The organism is Corynebacterium sp. HMSC062A03 (assembly GCF_001811145.1).
Lineage (GTDB): Bacteria > Actinomycetota > Actinomycetes > Mycobacteriales > Mycobacteriaceae > Corynebacterium > Corynebacterium aurimucosum.
Genome location: NZ_KV803655.1, coordinates 23,769 through 41,741, shown reverse-complemented (window position 1 = coordinate 41,741; position 17,973 = coordinate 23,769). Strand labels below are relative to the sequence as shown.

Genomic DNA, 17,973 nt, shown 5'->3' with positions numbered 1-17,973 from the left:
ACTACACAGCTCGCGCGCTACTTGACGCCGCCGAAGCGGCGGTCACGCCGCGCGTACTCCTCCACCGCGGCGAACAAGTCTTCCGGAGTGAAATCCGGGAAGAGCTTGTCCTGGTAAATCATCTCTGCGTAAGCCGACTGCCACAGCAGGAAGTTGGAGGTGCGCTTCTCACCGGAGGGGCGCAAGAACAAATCCACGTCTGGCATATCGGGGTCATACATCACCGAGCTGACCGTCTTCTCATTGATGGAGCGCGGGTCCAGCTCGCCGCGGGAGACTTGCTCGGCGAGTTTCCGGATGCCGTCGACAAGCTCGGCGCGACCACCGTAGTTCACGCACATCACCAAGGTCATCTTGGTGTTGTCCTTAGTCAGCTCCTCTGCGGCCTCGAGCTCCTTGATCACAGAGCGCCACAGGCGCGGGCGGCGGCCGGCCCAGACCACGCGCACTCCCCTCTCGTTGAGCCAGTGTCGCTGGCGGCGCAGCACATCGCGGTTAAAGCCCATGAGGAAGCGGACTTCCTCCGCGCTGCGGCGCCAATTCTCGGTGGAGAAGGCATAGGCGGAAAGGTAAGGAACACCGAGGGAGAGGCAGGCATCGACGACGTCGAGAAGCACAGCTTCTCCCCTACGATGGCCCTCGGTGCGCTTCATGCCGCGCTCCTCTGCCCAGCGGCCGTTGCCGTCCATGACCAGCGCGATGTGGCGCGGCAGGAACTCCTGCGGGATAGCGGGCGGATGAAGAACTCGGTTCGGGTCAGGCGTAATCACGGGTTACAGTCTACTGTTCCATGATCCCCAACGCGCCAACGCTTCGCTCAAGATGCCATTGCAGGTGCGCGCGGGTGAGGCGATGGGCCTCTTGGGCTTGGGCGTTCGTCGGCTGGCTGGGGTGGTCATGGGCGATGAGCCACATGTGGTGCAGGGTTTCTGGGTCTACCTCGGCGGCGCCTGGTGGGCGGCATTGGTGGCAGGCGGCCCCGCCCACGGCTGGGTGGAAGGCGTGGTGCGGGCCGGGTCTTTGGCACTGGGCGCAATCGAAAAGGCTGGGAGCCCAGCCGGCGTGGGACATGGCTTTGAGAAGGAAGGCATCGAGAAGCATGAGCGGATCGCCGTGCTGAAGCTTGTCGAGGACATCGACGCAGGCCTCATAGAGGTAGGGATCGCCGGGGGCATCAGCGGCGGCGAGGCGCTCGGCGGATTCAAGGGCAGCACACGCGGCGGTATAGCGCTCGTAGTCCTCGATGATGCGCGCGCCGAAGTAATCCACGGTATCGGCCTGGGAAATGGTGTAGAGGTTACGCCCGGGATAAAGCTGAACGTCGAGGTTAACGAAGAGCTGCAGGCGCGAGCCGAAGCGCGACTTGGCGCGGCGCACTCCCTTGGCCACCCCGCGCACGAGGCCGTGACGACGGGTCAAGAGCACGATGATGCGGTCCGCCTCGCCAAAATCATAGGAGCGGATGACAAGGGCGCGGTCGCGGAAGTTTTCGCGCATGTGGAAGTTCTCCGGCTTTTAGAAGCCCAGGCGGCCCAGCGCCTTCGGGTCCGACTGCCAATTCTTGAGCACCTTAATACGCAGGTCAAGGTAGACGTTTTGGCCAAGGAGCTGAATGATTTCCTTGCGGGCGGTACCCACGATGCGGCGGAAGCGGCGGCCGTCCTTGCCTTCGATGATGCGCTTCTGGCCGGGGCGCTCCAGGTAGAGGATGGCGTGGACGTTGAGGACGTCCGGGCGCTCCTGGCTAGGCAGAATCTCATCGACCTCGACGGCAACCGAGTGCGGCAGCTCGTATTTCAGGCCGGAGAGCGCAGACTCGCGGATCAGCTCGGCGATGCGCTTGGACTGGTCTTCGTCGGTGACGTGGTCATCGGGGTAAAACTTGGGGCCTTCGGGCAGGTGGTCCACGATGACCTGGGTCAGCTCATCCAGCTGCACGCGCTCGGTGGCGGAAACGGGGATGACCACGGCATCGGGGTTCTCTTCCGCGAGCAGCTCGTGCAGGGCAAGCAGCTGGGCGCCGACTTGGTCCTTGGACGCTTTATCTAGCTTGGTGACGATGCCGATGATGGGGGTCTTCGGCGCGACCTTGCGGACGTTCTCCAAGATCCAACGATCACCGGGGCCAATCTTTTCGTCCGCGGGGATGGTCAGGCCGATGACGTCAACGTCTGCATACGTGTCTTTGACTACCTCGTTGAGGCGCTCGCCGAGCAGAGTGCGCGGGCGGTGCAGGCCAGGTGTGTCGACGAGGACGATCTGCGCATCCTCGCGGTGCACCAGGCCGCGGATGGGGTGGCGGGTGGTCTCGGGCTGGTCCGCCGTGATGGCGATCTTCTGCCCCACCAGCGCGTTGGTCAGGGTGGACTTGCCGGTGTTGGGGCGGCCGACGAAAGACACGAAGCCGGAGCGGAAGCCCTCGGGCGTGTCGGTGTACTGCGAGTAGTCGGCTGGGTTGGCTTCGCCCTCGGCTGGTAGGTCGGCGAAGGCGGCATCGAAATCAGTGCTCATATTGCCTCATATCATAACGCACGCACCGGTGGTTCCTTCGCGCTGCGCAGATGGTTCCAGTCAGACGGTTCTAGTCATAAGGTTTCCTTGCCCCCAAACGAACCATCTAGCGACCTGCAGAAGGTTTGTTTGCCCCCAAGAGAACCTTCTGACCCGAACCATGTGAGTAGAACCTTATGGCTGGAAACCACATCGTTGAAGGTGGGCCACGAAAGCAGCGGTGCGCGAGGGTGAGAGTTGATGGCGCGAGCGTATCCGCCGCATGGCGACTGCGAAAAAGCTTGCGCCACATGGCATCTTCCAGGAGGCATCTGTTAAAAGGCGTTTTCACGCCTAAAAACGCCTTTTGCGGCGTCCAGATGGCGTTTTTACTACCAGAGACGCCTTTTGGGAGATGCCGTTTGCCGGGCACCTTTTGCGGGACCACAGCGAAGGCTGACGGCAGGGCCACGTAAGGCCGAGACTCAGACTGGTGCGCGAGACCGCCAAGCCTCAAGCTGCAAAGGCGCGCGGGCAGCGGTCACGGATTGGCGGCTAGAGCTCCTCGACCTGGAATTGCAGCTGCGGGTGAGCGAAGGTGTCCTGCGATTCGATGAGGAGCAGCTCCTGCGAATCCGCCTCGTAGGTGTTCTGCAGCAAGTCGAAGACCGAAGAAGCCGTGCGCTTGAGCGCTTCCTTCGCATCGTGGGTTTCCACGTAGTGGCCGGTGAAAAGCGAGGCCGTGACGTCACCCGAACCGTTGCGCTTGAACGGCAGCTTGGGGGTGCTCACCAGGAAGGCGCGCTCGCCATCAACGGCGAGCATCTCAATCTCGTCCTCGCTGGTCTCTGGGCGCTGCACCGAGGTCACCAGCACAGTCTTCGGACCAATCTCCTGCGCGCGCTTCACCGCGGCAAGCGTTTGCTCCAAGGTGCCCACCTCGGAGTCAGTCAGGTAGCCCAACTCGAACTGATTCGGGGTGATGATGTCCGCGACCGGAACGACCTTATCGCGCAGCAGCGGCGGGATTTCATCGGAGACGAAACAGCCAGACTTGGCGTTGCCCATCACCGGGTCGCAAGCATAGAGGGCCTTGGGGTTGACCGCCTTGATGCGGTTCACAGCATCCACGATGGCACCGGCGATGTCCGGACCGCCCTGGTAGCCAGACAAGATCGCATCAATGCGCGGGAAGGCGCCGCGCTTTTCGATGCCATCCACAATCGCCGTGACCTCTTCCGCCGGGATCATCGGCCCGCCCCAATCGCCGTAACCGGTGTGGTTGGAGAAGTTCACCGTGTGGATAGGCCATACCTCATGGCCAGCGCGCTGAAGAGGAAAGACTGCTGCGGAATTGCCCACGTGGCCGAAGGTGACGTGGGACTGGATGGAGAGGATATTCATAACTCTCCATTGTGCTACGCCCCACCACGCACCTCAACGATTAGCCCCATTTAAGCAAACGCACTGCCTGTGTTTGTCCGCAACAGACACAGGCGGTGGGCCCACTCACATCCGGATTACAGGCCGCCGCCGGGAACTTCCTTATCCAGCTCCGCGCGCTCGGCGGCATCCGGGAAAGCCTTCGGGCCAGAAGGCTTGGGCTGGTAGCTCACACCACGGGCCGCCAAGTCCTCATACCAGTCCGCCAGCAGCTCGTTCTGCAGGCCGAACATTTCCTTCTCTTCCGCCGCAGTGGTGTGGTCATAGCCCAGCAGGTGCAGGCAACCATGCACGGTGAGCAGAGCCAGCTCGTGGCCCAGGGAGTGGCCGGCGGCTGTGGCCTGGCGTTGGGCAAACTCCGGGCAGAGCACGATATCACCCAGCATGGCCGGTCCGGCCTCCGCTGCGTCGGGGCGCCCGCCGGTAGCACCCGGGGTGAGCTCATCCATGGGGAAGCTCATCACGTCGGTCGGGCCTTCCAGGTCCATCCAACGCACATGCAACTCCGCGATGGTGTCTAGGTCCACCGCGGTAATGGTGCACTCGGCATCCGGATTCACGTCGAGGCGGCCGAGGGCATAGGAGCAGACGTCGATCAGCATCTCCTCGTTGACGCCGTCATAGCCGGACTCGTTAATAAACTCGATGCTCATTTCTTCTCCTCCTGCTCAGCAAAATTGTCGTAGGCCTCCACGATGCGCCCGACCAGCTGGTGGCGCACCACATCAGCAGAGCCCAGCTCCGCGAAGTGGATATCCGGCACGCCCTTCAGGATGCGGCGCACCAGGCGCAGACCGGAGACCTGGCCACCCGGCAAGTCCACCTGGGAGATATCACCGGTCACCACGATGGTGGAGCCAAAGCCCAAACGCGTCAGGAACATTTTCATCTGCGCCGGCGTGGTGTTTTGGGCCTCATCGAGGATGACGAAGGCATCGTTGAGCGTGCGGCCACGCATATAGGCCAAGGGGGCGACCTCAATGATGCCGGCTTCCATGAGCTTCGGAATCATCTCCGGGTCGATCATGTCCCGCAAAGCGTCGTAGAGCGGGCGCAGGTAGGGGTCAATCTTGTCGTTGAGCGTGCCAGGCAGAAAGCCCAGCTTCTCCCCCGCTTCCACGGCCGGGCGGGTCAAGATAATGCGGCTGACCTGCTTGGCGCGCAGGGCCTGCACCGCCTTGGCCACCGCCAGGTAGGTCTTACCGGTACCGGCCGGACCAATGCCGAAGACAATCGTGTTCTCATCAATCGCCTGCACATAGCGCGATTGCCCCACCGTCTTCGGACGCACGGCCTTGCCGCGGCGCGAGACGATATCGGCCGCGAGCGTCTCAGACACGGAGGCCGGGGCATCCACCGTGACCAGGTCCAGGGTGTGCTTCACGGTATCGGTGCTCACCGGGTGACCGCGGCGGGCAATCGCCTCGAGTTCCTCCAGGACCTTGCGCGCGCGGGCTACCTCATAATCGGGGCCGGCGGCAGTAATGGTGGTGCCGCGGGCAAAGAGGTCCACGCCCACGAGGTTGCCCAAAACGCGCAGGTTATCGTCCGCCGGGCCGAGCACCGTGGCCAGGTAGGCGGAATCGAGATCAAACTTGGTGGTGATAATAGGCACGCCCAAAAGGCTACCAGCGCGCGGTCAGGGTGCCGATGCTGGCCAAGGCCACCATGCTTGCCGACGCCGTCCGCAACACCTCCGGCCCCAACTTGATCGCCGTCGCACCGGCGTCCTGCAGGCGGGCCAGTTCCTCCGCGCCGATGCCGCCCTCCGGCCCCACCAGTAGGTAGATGGTTCCGGCGGAGTCGAGGTCCTCCAGGTCCTTGAGCCGCACTTGAGCTTCCTCGTGAAGAACCAAGGCGCGTGCACCCGAAATCTCCTGGCATAGCTGGCGGGTAGTCAGCGGGCCGCGCACCGCGGGTACGCGCACTCGGCGCGATTGCTTCGCCGCCGCCACGGCTGCAGATTCCCACTTCGCTAGCGCCTTCGGGGCCTTCTTGGCATCCCATTTGGACACGCAGCGATCCGCCTGCCAGGCGATGATCTCATCCGCCCCGGCCTGGGTAGCCAGGTCGACGGCGAGTTCGGCGCGCTCAGACTTGGGGATAGCCTGGACCACGACCACCCTCGGGGAGGGTTCGGGGAGGATCGCGAGGTCGTCGACAAGCGCGACCAGCGTGTCCTTGCCCTGCGTATCAGTGATGGTGGCGGTAGCGCGGCGCCCGGACCCATCGATCAGGACCAAGTGCTCCCCTGGGCCCATGCGCTTGACGGTGACCGCGTGGCGGCCCTCCGCACCATCGAGGCCCACCGGCTGGCTGACCTCCGCGAGGGAAAGATCCGGGTGGAGGAAGACGGGTAAAGACATTAGCGGCGGAACTTATCGCGGAAGCGGCTAAAAAGGGATTCGCCCTGGCCATCCCCGGCATGGTGGACCTCGGTGCCTCCGTGGCCGGCGGCGCGGACCTTTTCGAGGGCCTCGCGGGTCTTCTTATCCAGGTCCGTCGGGATCACCACATCCACGTGAGCGTGGAGGTTGCCGAATCCGTCGGTGCGCAGGCGCGGCATGCCCTTGCCCTGGAGGGTGATGGATTCGCCCGGCTGGGTGCCCGGCGCGATATCGATGGTGAGCTCCTCGCCGTCGAGCTGCTCGACGGTGCAGGAAGAGCCCAGAGCTGCATCCACCATGGGCACGCGCACGGTCAGGTGCAGGTCATCAGCATTGCGCTCGAAAACGGGGTGCGGCTCGGTGTGTACCTCGACGTAGAGGTCACCAGCGGGGCCGCCGCCGTGGCCGACCTCGCCCTGGGAAGCCATGCGGATGCGCATGCCATCACCAATGCCGGCGGGGATGTTCACCGTAATATCGCGGCGCTTGCGCACGCGGCCATCGCCACCGCAGTGGCCGCAGGGATCGGTGACTACTTCGCCGAAGCCATAGCACTTCGGGCAATCGCGGGTAGTCATCATGTTGCCCAGCATGCTGCGCTGGACCTCCTGAACCTGGCCCATACCGCCACAGTGATCACAGGTCACCGGCTTGGACTTGGACTCAGAACCAGAGCCCTCACAACGGTCACAGACCACGGCGGTATCGACCTTGACCTGCTGCTTCACTCCGCTATAAGCCTCTTCGAGGGTAATCGTGGTGCGCAGCAGCGCGTCATCGCCGGGCTGCACACGGGAACGCGGGCCGCGGGAGGCCGCTCCCCCACCGAAGAACTCGGCGAAGATATCCCCGAGGCCGCCGCCACCGAAACCACCAAAGCCGCCGCCCTGGGCCGCGCGCTCCTCCATGGGGTCACCACCCATGTCCACAACCTGGCGCTTCTGCGGATCCAGCAGAACCTCCTGTGCAAGGGAAGCCTCGCGGAACTTCTCCGCGGCTTCTTCATCGCCCGGGTTGACGTCCGGGTGGTACTTGCGCGCCAGCTTGCGGTAGGCCTTCTTAATCTCGGCATCCGACGCCGACTTTTCTACACCAAGAATGCCGTAGTAGTCACGAGCCACGTACTGTCATCCTTCTATATCTCGTTGATTCTAAATCTAATCCGACGGGCCAGCTTACTCGCCCGCCAAAATTTCACTCACATAGCGTGCAACGGCGGAGACCTTGGAGATTGTTCCCGAGTAATCCATATACGTCGGACCCACCACACCTAACCCGCCAAGTGCTGCGGCCTCCGAGCCTGTGCCGAATCCATAGCGCGTAGCTACGACAGAGGTTTGGCGCAGCTCATCGGCTTCGTTTTCCTCGCCAATGGAGACTGAAACATTGCCCAGGTCCGGCACGCGGGCCAGCAATTTCAGCACCACGACCTGTTCTTCAAGAGCCTCGATGATAGAGGGCAAACCCTCGGTCAGGGCCACGCGGGTGAGATTGGACGTACCCGCCATGATCAGGCGATCGGAGGGCTGCTCCACGAGGGTCTCAATCAGCGTCGTCGCCGCCTTGAGGAGGTGGGGGCGGATATCGGCCGGGGAGTCGTCGACAAGCGCGGCCAGCTCCACCGAGGCTTCCGTGAGCGTTTTCCCCTCCAGGGCGGTGTTGAGGATATCGCGCAGGCGGTGGGTCTGCTCGGGGTCGATGACATCATCGAGCTCCACATTGCGCTGATCGACGCGCCCATTATCCGTAATCAACACCAAGAGCAGACGCACCGGTGAGAGTGCCACGACCTCGCAGTGCTTCACGCGGGAGACCTTGAGGTTAGGCATCTGTACGACGGCCGCTTGCTTAGTTACCTGGGCCAACAGCTGGACAGAGCGGCGCAGCACGTCTTCCAAATCCACGCCGCCCTCGAGGAAGGTGAGCATGGCGCGGCGCTCGGCCTTGGAAAGCGGCTTAACATCGTGCAGCGTATCGACGAACTGGCGGTAGCCCTTCTGCGTGGGCACGCGCCCGGAGCTGGCGTGCTCTTGGGCGATGAGGCCTTCGGCTTCGAGCACGGCCATGTCATTGCGAATCGTCGCCGAGGACACGCCCAGCTGGTAGCGCTCGAGCAGGGCCTTGGAGCCGACGGGCGATTGCGAGGCGATGTAGTCCGCGACGATGGCGCGCAGGACCTCTTGGCGGCGGGCATCGGTGGAGCTAGACATGTCTTTAAGACTATCCGTCCTGGCGGGCAAGTGTGGAAGCTGGTGCCAATCTGCCTCGGTGCGCTGGTAGCCCGCCACCACTTCCCGCAGGTTCCAAAGTGCGTTCTTAGAAGCGTCCATCATGCGCTTCCAGGTGGCTCGAAAACTGATGGTCCCTTTAGTCTGGTCTCTTTTGAGGACAAAGAGACCATCTGCGGGCCCATTTCCTGCGATAGATGGTCCCTTTTCGCCGTAAACGGACCAAATTAACGGGACCAAACTAAAAGGACCACTTAAAAGACTAACCGTATCGAAAGCGACTAACAGGTTTCTCGACGTGGAGAGAGAAACTAACACCGACTAACACCGCTATCAAACTTTCCGACGAAAGGAGAAAAACTAACAAATTCCCAGCGGGGCTAACTTTAAGTCACTATGTCTCCTCGGTATCGAAAGGCCAAGGCTTGGCCACTTCTTCGCGGCTTCGCGGTTGCATCACACAGATGGTTCTACTCAGATGGCTCAGGTCATACGGTTTACCTGCCCCCAAACGAACCTTCTAGCAGCCTAAGGAAGGTTTGCTTACCCCCAAACGAACCTTCCGACCGGAGCCTTTCCACTGGAACCATGTGCAGAAGGCAGGGCAGGCCACGATCAGGGTACGGCCGCTAATGAGCCAGCTGATGCGGACTCGGAGGTCGGCCCGCCGGCGGGGCAAGCCGCTAGCGGGCGGTGTTTTGGGCGGTGTCTTCAGCGACGAGGAGGTCCGTAATAATGCCATCCGCGAGCAGGCGGCCTGCCTTGGTCACGCGAAGGCGGTCACCGGCGCGCTCAAGCAGGCCGCGCTCGATGAACCGCGCGGCCACGGGCTCCGCCGCCGGCGCGAGCCAGGACGCAGGAATGCCCTCGCGCAGGCGCAGTCCCAGCATGATGCGCTCGGTATGACGGTCAACCTCCGTGAGCTGCTCGCGCTCCTTGATGGGCAACTCGCCCTCGCCTACCGCCTTGATGTAGGTCCGCGGGTTCTTCACGTTATAGAAGCGCTCGTTGCCTAAGTGCGAATGCGCGCCCGGGCCCGCACCCCACCAGTTGCCGTCCACCCAGTAAATGCGGTTGTGCTGACACTCCCCGCCCGGCTTGGCCCAGTTGGACACCTCATACCACTCAAAACCTTCGGCCTCGAGCGTGGAGGAGATCATCTCATAGCGCCGGGCCAGCACGTCCTCATCCGGTGCGGGCAGGAGGCCCTTGGACACCTTGCGGGCCATACGCGTGCCATCCTCCACGATGAGCGAATACGCACTTATGTGGTCCACCCCGGTCTCCAGGGCGCGCTCCAAGGTCAGGGCAACGTCGGCATCTTCTTCAGTCGGCGTGCCATAAATCATGTCCAGATTGACGTGCTCAAAGCCCGCAGCGATGGCTTCGCGCGCGGCATCGAAGGCGCGGCCCGGCGTGTGGGCTCGCTCCAACACGGCGAGCACCCCCGGCGAGGCGGATTGCATGCCCAGGGAGAGGCGGGTGAAGCCGGCGTCGAGAAGCCCGGCGAAGTACTCCGGCGAAGTGGATTCCGGGTTGGATTCCGTGGTGACCTCCGCGCCCGGGGCGAGGCCAAAGGTATCGCGGACCTTCGACAAGACACGGCCCAGGCCCTCAGCACCCAGCAGACTCGGCGTTCCGCCACCGATAAAAACGGTCTCGGCTTCGCAGCCCACCTGCGCCGCCGCCATCTCTAGTTCTTTCTCCAAAGCACTTAGATAATCGCTGGTCAGGTCCCCTCCCAGCTCGCCGGGGGTGTAGGTGTTGAAGTCGCAGTATCCGCAGCGCGAAGCACAGAAGGGAACGTGAATGTAGAGACCAAAGGGATCCATGGGGAACAAAATATCCGACAGAACCGTTAAAGCGGTAGTCTATAGTGCAGATTTGCCACCCCGATTAGTGAAGAAAGGCCTCTTTTAAGTGGAACCTCCGAGTCGATGTCCCCGCCGCCTACGTAAGGCGGTGGGGTAAACCGTGTTATCTGCCATCCTGATGATTGTGGCGGGTTTCGCCGTCATCGCTCTCATTATCGTGGCCAACGCCTATTTCGTGGCGCAGGAATTCGCCTTCATGTCGGTGGACCGCACGCAGCTGCGCCAGCGCGCAGCGACAGGGGATAAGTCCGCGGAGCGCGCCTTAAAGATCACCCAAAAGACCTCCTTCATGCTTTCCGGCGCGCAGCTGGGTATCACGATTACAGGTCTGCTCATTGGTTATGTGGCCGAGCCCCTCGTAGGCCAAGGTTTGGGCCAGCTGCTCGGCGGCGTGGGCGTGCCCACGGGCGTGTCTGTCGCCATCGGCACGGTGACAGCGCTGGCGGTGTCGACGGTTCTCACGATGCTCTTCGCCGAGCTCTTCCCGAAGAACTACACCATCGCCGCACCCATGAAGTCAGCGCTGTGGTTGTCCGCATCCACGATGTGGTACCTCAAGATCTTCGGCTGGCTCATCCACTTCTTTGAGTATTCCTCCAATGCCCTGCTCAAGGTCTTCGGTATTGAGCCGGTGGAGGATGTCGATTCTTCGGCCACCACCGATGACCTGGAGTCCATCGTGGATGCCTCCCACGAGGCTGGCGACTTGGATGAGGACACCTACCTGGTCCTCGACCGTCTCCTCGACTTTCCCGAGCACGACGTGGAACACGCCATGATCCCGCGCTCGCGCGTGGATGTCATCGAGCCGGAGACCACCATTGGTGAGGTGCGCGAGATGATGTCGGAGAACCACACCCGCTACCCCATCATCGACGATGAGCACAATCCCATCGGCGTGGTGCACCTCTACGACGTGCTGGGCAGTGAGCTGCCATTGGCTACCCCGGCTCGTGAAATCATGAAGGAACCCGTGGTGGTGCCGGAGCTCATGCCGCTTCCCGACGTCGTCACGGAGCTTCGCGATGCCGACGAGAAACTCGCCTGCGTCATCGACGAATACGGCGGCTTCGTCGGGATCGTGACCATGGAGGACTTGGCCGAGGAAATCCTCGGCGATGTCACCGACGAGCACGACCTCGAAGAGACCGAGGAAATCACCGAGCAGGACGAGACGCACTGGATCGTCGACGGTGACACCCCCATCGACGAGGTCGAGCGCGCCATTGGCCACGACCTGCCGGAGGGCGATTTCGAAACCGTCGCCGGTCTGCTCATCGCGCATTCCGGCACGTTGCCGGACGAGGGTGAAAAGCTCTCCATCGAGCTCGAGGCCGAACCGGAAGATTGGGTCGATGGTGACGAAGCCCCCATCCGCACGCTCAACGTGCGCGTCGAGGAAATCGACCGCCACGTGCCCTCCGTCCTGGCACTCGAGCTGGTAGAGGAATTCCCGGAAGGAGAGGATGACTAATGACTGATACCTGGTGGTTTAACCTCCTTATCACTATTCTCATCATCGCTGCTTCCGCGTTCTTCGTGGTCATCGAGTTTTCCCTCATGGGTGCGCGCCGCAACCGCTTGGAGGAGACTGCGGAATCCTCGGCGGCTTCGCGTGCGGGCCTACGCTCGCTGAATGAGCTGACCGTCATGCTGGCCGGCGCCCAGCTGGGCATTACCGCCGCGACCTTCGTCCTCGGTGCGGTGACCAAACCTTGGGTCCATCACCTGCTTATGACCCCACTGGAGGCCCTTGGCCTGCCGCTGGGCGTTGCTGACGTCATTTCCTTCCTGCTGGCCCTTTTCGTGGTGACCTTCCTGCACCTGGTCATTGGTGAGATGGCGCCGAAGTCCTGGGCCATCGCCCACCCGGAGACCGCCCTTCAGCTCATCGCGGTGCCTGCCCGCGGCTTCATTTGGCTCTTCCGTCCGCTGCTGCTCTGGATCAACAAGATGGCCAACAAGCTGGTGACGATGACCGGCGAGGAACCTGTCGACCGCGCTGGTGCGGCCGGCTATGACGCGGAGACCCTTCGCCACTTGGTCGAGCACTCGCGCCTGACGGGCACGCTTGACGATGACTCCGCCAACCAGATCACCGGCGTCATCGAACTGGAAGCCGCCACTGCGGCCCAGTTGGCCCGCGAGCACGGCTCGGAAATCCTGCCGCTGTCCTCCGATGCCACGGTGGCTGAGCTTCATGATCTCGTGGTGCGCAAGTCCATCATGCGTGTGCTGGTCTACCCGCGTACCTCGCGCATCCCACGCATCGTTCACGTGCGCGATACCTTGCTCGCGGACCCGGAAACTCCGGTGCTGGATTTCTCCCGCCCCGCACTGGCGGTGGGCTCATCCTCCACCGTGCAGAAGACGCTGGACCAGATGCGCGCCCGCAACGAGCAGCTCGTCATGGTGGGCAAACCCACCAAAGACAAGACCGTGTGGATCCTCACCTGGGATGACATCATGGGCCAGCTGTGGCCGCAGATTACGGAGCAGTTGGACCAGGCCGCGCCGGCCACCAAGAACCCAGGGGCTTAGCGCGTACGCGCTAAGCCCCTGGCACACGAAGCTAGACGGTGGCACGCAAAGTTATTCGTGCCACACTAGCAGCGAAGAGCGCCGCCGAGAGAGGGAATCTCGGCGGCGCTCTTCTTAGGTAATCCTTGTGTGTTGGCAACAAGGAAGTCTGTGATGCGGCGACTATGCGGTCGTGGCGGCCTTCTTCTGACGCTTGGCGCGCACGCGGGCAACGACGGCGTCAATACGCGCGCGCTCCTCCAAGAAAGGCGGCGGGTTATGCCCGCGCATGGTGCGCACATAAGCAGGGTGCGCCTCCACGACAGTGTGGCGCCAAGCCTGCACGGCGATGAGGGAGGATTCACCCGCGCGCTTGTACAGGTTCGGCAGGGAGACCACATCGAGGTTGCGAGCCACGGCGTCGGTTTGCGCCAGCACGTACTCGACCAGCTCGCGCAAGTAGGCGGCCACCGCGGCGGTGCGGCCACGCAGGGTTTCTGCCAACTCCGAGACCACAACGGGCGGGCCGGAGATGGGCAGGCCTTCAGCGAGTGCGCGGGCGGTAAGCTGCTTCGGCTCCTCCACATCATTGTCGCCGGAGGAGGCAGCGGAGATGGTGCCGGACTTCAGGCCGGAGACCAGCGCGTGGCGCAAGCCGATGAGCTCGCCGACACAACGCCCAGAATCCACGCGGGCGTCTTCGACGATATCCCCCAGCTCGGCCAGACAGTCGAGGGCGAGTTCATCGTCCCAGTCCTCGATGGCCTCGATGAGGTGCTCGATGTAGTCAACGACTTCATCGCCGATGTTATAGATTTCTTGGGTCAGCTCACGGTGGCGCAGCTCGGCTGCGATCTTGTGCATAGGCTGCCCTTTCCGTGAGAACCTCTAGTTGAGGTTTAGAGTTTTTCTGACCCCGCTGACTCTATTAGAGATCCTCCCATTCGGCTGCGCGACACTCCGAAGGAATTCACAGACTCCATCCAGCCTTATTTCTTGCCGGCGTAGAGGCGCTCGATATCCGCTGCGTAGCGCTGCGCCACGACATAGCGCTTGACCTTCATCGTGGGGGTGAGCTCGTTACTTTCCTCGGTGAGGTCCTGGTCGAGGATGACGAACTTCTTAATACCCTCCGCGTGGGAAACGGTGGCGTTGACCTGGTTAATGGCGTCCTGAATATCCGCGCGCAGCGCCGGATCGGCAGCAACCTCACGCATACCCTTGGTCGCGGAGATGTTGTGATCAGCCTTCCAGCGCTTGAGCGCATCCTCATCCAGGGTGAGCAACACGCCGACGAACGGCTTGCCGTCACCGACCACCATGGCTTGGGAAATCAGCGGGTGGGAGCGCAGGATATCTTCCATCGGGCCAGGAGAGACGTTCTTGCCGCCAGCGGTGACGATGAGATCCTTCTTGCGGCCGGTGATGACGAGCTTGCCATCCTCATCAATCTCCCCCAGGTCGCCGGTGTTGTACCAACCGTCCTGCAGGGCGTTCTCGGTGGCTTCCTCGTTCTGCCAGTAGCCCTTGAAGACGATATCGCCCTTGATCATGATCTCGCCGTCGTCGTTAATGCGCATCGTCGTTCCGCCCAGTGGCGGACCAACGGTACCGATGGATTGATCGACAAAGTCGACGGCGGCGGCCGCGGCGGTCTCCGTCAAGCCATAGCCCTCATAGATGGTCACGCCAATGCCGCGGTACCAGTGCAGCAAATCCTGCGAGATGGCCGAACCACCGGAGATACAGTACTTGACTTCGCCGCCCATGGCCTGCCTAATAGCGGAGTAGACCAGCTTGTCAAAAGCCTTGTGCTTGGCCTTAAGGACACGGTTAGGCCCCTCCGGAGTATCCAGCGCCTTCGAGTACTCGATAGCGACCTTCTCCGCGCGATCGAAAATGGCGCCCTTGACCGCAGAGGAGCCGTGGGCCTTGGCGGAGGCACCGTTGCGCACCTTCTCAAAGACGCGCGGCACGCCCAGGATCAGGTTCGGGCGGGAGCGCGCGAATTCGATGGTGATGGTGCTGAAGTCGGACCAGTGGTTCTGGGAGGCACCGCCGATGGTGACCGCCAGCGACACCGCGCGGCTAAAAACGTGTGCCAAGGGCAGGAAGGTCAGAACGTGGGAACCCGGCACGGCGATGGCGCCAATGGGGTTAGTCAGCAGACCGCGAGCTTCCGCGAGCCAGTTGCGGTGGGTCAGCATGCAGCCCTTGGGGCGCCCGGTAGTGCCGGAGGTGTAGACCAACGAGGCAACATCATCGGTAGCCGTGGCCTCGATGCGCTGGTCGACGGTATCGTCACTGACATCGCGACCTTCAAACTTCAGCGTATCGATGGCGGAAGAGTTGATCTCCAGGATGCGGCGCAGCTGGGAGGGAGAGCCGTGCAACTGTGGGGTGCCATCCTCTTGCAGCTTCAGGTGCTTGACCAGCTCGGAGTGCTCGCGGGTTTCCGTGATGGCGAGGATGGCACCGGAATCCTCGATAATCCACTGGACTTGGGACATCGACGAAGAGGGGTACACCGGAACGGAGATAGCACCGGCCGCCCAGATGGCGTAGTCCAGCAGGGACCACTCATAGCGGGTGGTAGAGATAAGGGCTACGCGGTCGCCCTGCTCCACGCCGAAAGCAATGAGCCCCTTGGCCACCGCGTAGACCTCTTCCACGAACTCTTTGGCGGTCACGTTGACCCACTCATAGTTCGCAGGGCGGGTAAACAGCACGCCATGTGGGCGGGCGTGCGCCGTAGCCATCATCGCGGTAAGGCAGGTTTCGCCGTCCTTGATCTCGAACTCCGCCTTCGTATGCGCTTCATTCAAAGTCACAGTTGTGTCCTTTCCCACAAAAATTAAATTCCAGCCCACTCTACCAACCGGATTTCTCCCGCGCGCAGCAAGGGCGTGGCACAATTGGGGGACGTGACTACCCGTGATCTGCTTCAAGAACTTGCCCAACGCCACGGCGTGGCCTGCGAGTACACCGCCCAGAACGGACAGCCCGTGTACGTCAGCGAGGAGACAATTACCTATACGCTGCGCGCACTCGGCGTCTCTATCTCCGACCGTCCGGACGATGAAGAGCTAACCCAGGCCTTGTTCGAGGACTACCTCGAACGCGCCTCCCGCCCGCTGCCGCCCTGCGTGGTGGCCCGCGAAGGCGCCGAAAAGTCCTTTGCCGTCCACGTCCACGACGGCGACCCCGTCACCGTGACCATCGAGCTGGAGAACGGCGAGACTCGGCCGACCTACCAGGATCCGAACGACGCCCCGGCTGCCGACGTCGCCGGAACCATGTGGGGCGAGGCCAGCTTCCACGTCCCCGGTGACCTGCCCTTAGGTTTCCACAAGCTGCACTTATCCTCGCCCGGCATCGGCGAGCACGAGTGCCCGCTCATCGTGGTGCCGAACCATCTGAGCACGGCAGATCGCTACCTCGACCGCCCCGCAGCAGGCGCGATGGCGCAGCTGTATTCGGTGCGTTCCGAGAAGTCTTGGGGCATGGGCGATTTCGGAGACCTCGCCGAATTGGCGGAGACCTTGGCACCGGATTATGACTTCCTCCTTATTAACCCGCTGCACGCGGGCGAGCCGATTCCGCCAGTGGAGGATTCGCCCTACCTGCCCACCACCCGGCGCTTCATCAACCCGATCTATATTCGCATCGAAGATGTCCCAGAGCTGAAGCTGCTCAGCCCAGAACTTCAGGATGATGTGGCCGAGCTCGCCGCCGAGTTCCGCGAGTGCAACCGGTCGGCAGAAGAGATTGATCGTGATTCCATCTTCGAAGCCAAGCTGCAGGTCCTGCAGGAGCTCTTCAGCAAGGGGATGACCCCGGAGCGCCGCACCGCTTTTAGTGAGTACCAGCGCCGCGAGGGCCGCGGCCTGCGCAACTTCGCGCTGTGGTGTGCAGAGACTGAGCTTTCGCGCCACAGTGGACGCCGCCACGCGCTGAGCCTCGACGTCAACGACTTAGCCGAGTTCTACTCGTGGCTGCAATTCCTCTGCGATGAGCAGCTGGATGCCGCCCAGCGCCGCGCGCTCGAGGCCGGCATGAGCATCGGCCTCATCACCGATATGGCCGTAGGTATCCACCCCGCTGGTGCCGATGCCGTGAATCTGGCGGAATACCTCGCCCCGCAATGCTCGGTGGGCGCCCCGCCGGATGACTATAACCAGCAGGGCCAGGACTGGTCCCAGCCACCGTGGCACCCGGTCCGCCTGGCGGAAGCCGGCTACGAGCCATGGCGTGATTTGCTGCGCACAATGCTGGGCAATGCTGGTGGCCTGCGCGTCGACCACGTGCTGGGCCTGTTCCGCCTGTATTGGATCCCGCGCCAGTCCACCCCGCTCAACGGTACCTACGTGACCTATGACTGGGAGGCCATGCTCGGCATCCTCGCACTCGAGGCTGAGCGCGCCGGTGCGGTCCTCGTGGGCGAGGACCTGGGCACCCTGGAACCGTGGGTCCAAAACGCCTTGCGCGATATGGGCGTGCTGGGCACCACGATCATCTGGTTTGAGCACGCCAACGAAGGCCCTACCCCACGCCCGCAGGATCAGTACCGCCACATGGCGATGTCCTCGGTGGGCACGCACGATCTGCCGCCGACGCTCGCCTACCTGCGCGGCGACCACATCGAGCTGCGTGCCCGCCTAGGCCTTTTGACCCGCCCCGTGGCGGAAGAAGTAGCCGAGGACCGCGCCTGGCAAGAAAAGGTCAAGGATAATCTGCAGGCCTATGGCATGTTGGAGAACCGCGAGAGCGAAGAGGACGTGCTCGTCGCCCTGCATCGTTATGTTGCGGGAACTCCCTCGGCGCTGACGGTCACCAACGTGGTGGACATGGTTGGTGACGTGCGCGCACAGAACCAGCCGGGCACGACGAAAGATCAATACCCGAACTGGTGCATCCCGCTGTGCGATACCGCCGGCAAGCCGGTGCTCTTGGAGGATCTACCGAAGCAGGAGCTCTACCAGCGCCTCGCCCAGGCCGCCCAACGTCCGGGCACCCAACGCTAAAGCGTCG

Annotated in this window: 15 protein-coding genes; 3 read left to right on the top strand and 12 right to left on the bottom strand. The window is 62.6% G+C overall.

The window, feature by feature from the left end; all coding sequences use genetic code 11:
* Positions 1 to 17: 17 nt before the first annotated feature.
* The 10 genes from HMPREF2781_RS04725 to hemW all read right to left on the bottom strand — a co-directional run bounded on the left by HMPREF2781_RS04725 (position 18) and on the right by hemW (position 10,380).
* A complete protein-coding gene (locus tag HMPREF2781_RS04725) occupies positions 18 to 770 on the bottom strand; it encodes an isoprenyl transferase (RefSeq protein ID WP_070446679.1) in 753 nt (250 codons plus the stop codon).
* A gap of 10 nt (positions 771 to 780) precedes the next feature.
* Entirely contained in the window at positions 781 to 1,497 is a 717-nt protein-coding gene (gene recO / locus HMPREF2781_RS04720) for a DNA repair protein RecO (RefSeq protein ID WP_070644583.1), read from the bottom strand.
* 18 nt (positions 1,498 to 1,515) lie between these two features.
* Positions 1,516 to 2,511: a GTPase Era gene (gene era / locus HMPREF2781_RS04715; protein ID WP_049157277.1), complete on the bottom strand. Its 996-nt coding sequence runs from the start codon at positions 2,509 to 2,511 to the stop codon at positions 1,516 to 1,518.
* Between the two features lie 534 nt (positions 2,512 to 3,045).
* Positions 3,046 to 3,894 carry a pyridoxal kinase PdxY gene (gene pdxY / locus HMPREF2781_RS04710; protein WP_070644582.1) on the bottom strand — a complete coding sequence of 283 codons (849 nt, stop codon included), beginning with the start codon at positions 3,892 to 3,894 and terminating at the stop codon, positions 3,046 to 3,048.
* A gap of 116 nt (positions 3,895 to 4,010) precedes the next feature.
* Positions 4,011 to 4,586 carry an rRNA maturation RNase YbeY gene (gene ybeY / locus HMPREF2781_RS04705; RefSeq protein ID WP_070644581.1) on the bottom strand — a complete coding sequence of 192 codons (576 nt, stop codon included), beginning with the start codon at positions 4,584 to 4,586 and terminating at the stop codon, positions 4,011 to 4,013.
* Positions 4,583 to 5,548, bottom strand: coding sequence for a PhoH family protein (locus HMPREF2781_RS04700; RefSeq protein ID WP_070644580.1), 966 nt, complete (start codon positions 5,546 to 5,548; stop codon positions 4,583 to 4,585). The genes ybeY and HMPREF2781_RS04700 overlap by 4 nt, the downstream gene beginning before the upstream one ends.
* Positions 5,549 to 5,558: 10 nt before the next feature.
* Entirely contained in the window at positions 5,559 to 6,299 is a 741-nt protein-coding gene (locus tag HMPREF2781_RS04695) for a 16S rRNA (uracil(1498)-N(3))-methyltransferase (RefSeq protein ID WP_070644579.1), read from the bottom strand.
* Positions 6,299 to 7,441 carry a molecular chaperone DnaJ gene (gene dnaJ / locus HMPREF2781_RS04690; protein ID WP_070644578.1) on the bottom strand — a complete coding sequence of 381 codons (1,143 nt, stop codon included), beginning with the start codon at positions 7,439 to 7,441 and terminating at the stop codon, positions 6,299 to 6,301. The genes HMPREF2781_RS04695 and dnaJ overlap by 1 nt, the downstream gene beginning before the upstream one ends.
* A 54-nt stretch (positions 7,442 to 7,495) precedes the next feature.
* Positions 7,496 to 8,530: a heat-inducible transcriptional repressor HrcA gene (gene hrcA / locus HMPREF2781_RS04685; RefSeq protein ID WP_070525541.1), complete on the bottom strand. Its 1,035-nt coding sequence runs from the start codon at positions 8,528 to 8,530 to the stop codon at positions 7,496 to 7,498.
* Positions 8,531 to 9,231: 701 nt separating this feature from the next.
* The gene (gene hemW, locus HMPREF2781_RS04680) at positions 9,232 to 10,380 is read right to left on the bottom strand and encodes a radical SAM family heme chaperone HemW (protein WP_070644577.1); all 1,149 of its coding nucleotides are present in this window, start codon (positions 10,378 to 10,380) and stop codon (positions 9,232 to 9,234) included.
* Positions 10,381 to 10,522: 142 nt separating this feature from the next.
* On the opposite strand from hemW, the gene HMPREF2781_RS04675 reads away from it, so the two are divergent.
* Positions 10,523 to 11,896: a hemolysin family protein gene (locus HMPREF2781_RS04675; protein WP_070644576.1), complete on the top strand. Its 1,374-nt coding sequence runs from the start codon at positions 10,523 to 10,525 to the stop codon at positions 11,894 to 11,896.
* Positions 11,896 to 12,963 carry a CNNM domain-containing protein gene (locus tag HMPREF2781_RS04670; protein WP_070446688.1) on the top strand — a complete coding sequence of 356 codons (1,068 nt, stop codon included), beginning with the start codon at positions 11,896 to 11,898 and terminating at the stop codon, positions 12,961 to 12,963. The genes HMPREF2781_RS04675 and HMPREF2781_RS04670 overlap by 1 nt, the downstream gene beginning before the upstream one ends.
* A gap of 162 nt (positions 12,964 to 13,125) precedes the next feature.
* Here HMPREF2781_RS04670 and HMPREF2781_RS04665 read toward each other — a convergent pair whose 3' ends face one another.
* Complete coding sequence (locus HMPREF2781_RS04665) at positions 13,126 to 13,806, bottom strand: hypothetical protein (RefSeq protein WP_070446689.1); 681 nt, start codon at positions 13,804 to 13,806, stop codon at positions 13,126 to 13,128.
* 125 nt (positions 13,807 to 13,931) lie between these two features.
* Positions 13,932 to 15,773, bottom strand: a complete 1,842-nt coding sequence (locus HMPREF2781_RS04660; RefSeq protein ID WP_070644575.1) for an AMP-dependent synthetase/ligase — start codon at positions 15,771 to 15,773, stop codon at positions 13,932 to 13,934.
* Between the two features lie 93 nt (positions 15,774 to 15,866).
* Between HMPREF2781_RS04660 and malQ the strand changes: the two genes are divergently transcribed.
* Complete coding sequence (gene malQ / locus HMPREF2781_RS04655; RefSeq protein WP_246821774.1) at positions 15,867 to 17,966, top strand: 4-alpha-glucanotransferase; 2,100 nt, start codon at positions 15,867 to 15,869, stop codon at positions 17,964 to 17,966.
* Positions 17,967 to 17,973 lie beyond the last annotated feature (7 nt).